Source organism: Streptomyces mayonensis, from assembly GCF_018982965.1.
GTDB classification, from domain to species: domain Bacteria; phylum Actinomycetota; class Actinomycetes; order Streptomycetales; family Streptomycetaceae; genus Streptomyces; species Streptomyces mayonensis.
On the sequence record NZ_JACBYP010000262.1, the window covers coordinates 1 to 1,492 of the forward strand.

Sequence of the window (1,492 nt, forward strand, 5' to 3'; positions counted from 1 at the left end):
CCCACGCACCCACTCCAACACCCCACCCACCACACCACGCACCCCACCAGCCACACCCACACCCGAACCACCCACACCAGAACCACCCACACCAGAACCCGACACCTCAAGAACACACGTCCCCACCACACCCGGCACACCACCAGACACACCACCAGACACAAACACCAACTCCTCAGACACCCCACCCCCCACCACACCCAACTCAACCGACTCCCACCTCACGAGGAACTGGTTGTCGTCGCGCGTTCCGCCCGCCGCCGCCAGGGCCTCCTTCGAGACCGGGCGCAGAGCCAGCGACTCGACGGCGGCGACCAGCGCACCGGTCTCGTCGACCGCCGTCAGCGAGACCTCGGACACGGCGGCGCCGGGGACGGGCAAGGAGAGCCGGACACGCAGCATGGGCGAAGCGGCGCCGTACACATGGGCACCGCCCCAGGCGAACGGGAGCTGCGTCTGATCGTCCTGCGTCGCGATGCCGGGCAGCAGCGCGTGCAGCGCCGCGTCGAGCAGGGCGGGGTGCACCACGTACCGGGACCCGTCCGCGCGGCAGCTGTCCGGCAGCAGGATCTCGGCGTACACCTCACCGTCGCCGAGCCACGCGCGGCGCATTCCCTGGAAGGCGGGGCCATAGGCGTAACCCTGGTCGATCAGCCGCTCGTAGGCTCCGTCGAGCGGCACCTCCTTGGTGCCTTCGGGCGGCCAGACGGTGAAGGCGCCGGTCAGGCCGGCGTCGGCGCCGGCTTCCTTCGTCGCGAGGGTTCCCTCGCCGTGCAGGGTCCAGGCGCGGCCCACGTCGCCGTCCGCGTCGGCCGGACGGGAGAAGATGCCGATCTCGCGCCGGCCGGTGTCGTCGGGTGCGCCCACCCGGACGGACACCTGGATCCCGCCCTGCTCGGGCAGCACCATCGGCGCGACGAGGCGCAGTTCCTCGACCCGGTCGCAGCCGACCTCGTCGGCGGCGCGGACGGCGAGCTCGAGCAGGCCCGTGCCGGGTACGAGGACCGTGTCGAAGATGGTGTGGTCGCCGATCCACGGGTGGGTGCGCGCGGAGAGGTGCCCGGTGAGGACGATCTCGTCGGTGTTGGCCAGTGCGAGCGCGGCACCGAGCATCGGGTGATCGAGGTTCTCCAGGCCCAGTGCGGCCGGGTCCCCGGGAGAGACGGTCTCGTCCAGCCAGTGGCGCTGCCGCTGGAAGGGGTAGGTGGGCAGGGGGACGCGCCGGGCGGCGGGCAGGACCTTCCGCCAGTCGATACGGACGCCGCGGGTCTGGAGCCGGCCCAGGAGCAGGGCGAGGGTGGTGGGTTCGTCCTGCTTGCGGCGCAGCGCCGGAGTCGCCACGCTCTGGCCCTCTTCCGCCCCGGACTCGATCATGGAGCAGAGGACGGCGTCGGGGCCGATCTCCACGAAGTCGGCCACGCCTTCGTCCTTCAGGGTCTGGACGGCGTCGTGGAAGCGGACGGTGCCACGCAACTGACCCACCCAGTACTCG

At 71.6% G+C, this 1,492-nt stretch carries 1 protein-coding gene; it reads right to left on the reverse strand.

Going from position 1 to position 1,492, the window contains the following annotated elements; all coding sequences use genetic code 11:
* Positions 1 to 1,473 (reverse strand): polyketide synthase dehydratase domain-containing protein (locus tag HZS56_RS37745; protein WP_216725316.1); only part of this gene is annotated, 1,473 nt, incomplete at its 3' end.
* Positions 1,474 to 1,492: the final 19 nt, after the last annotated feature.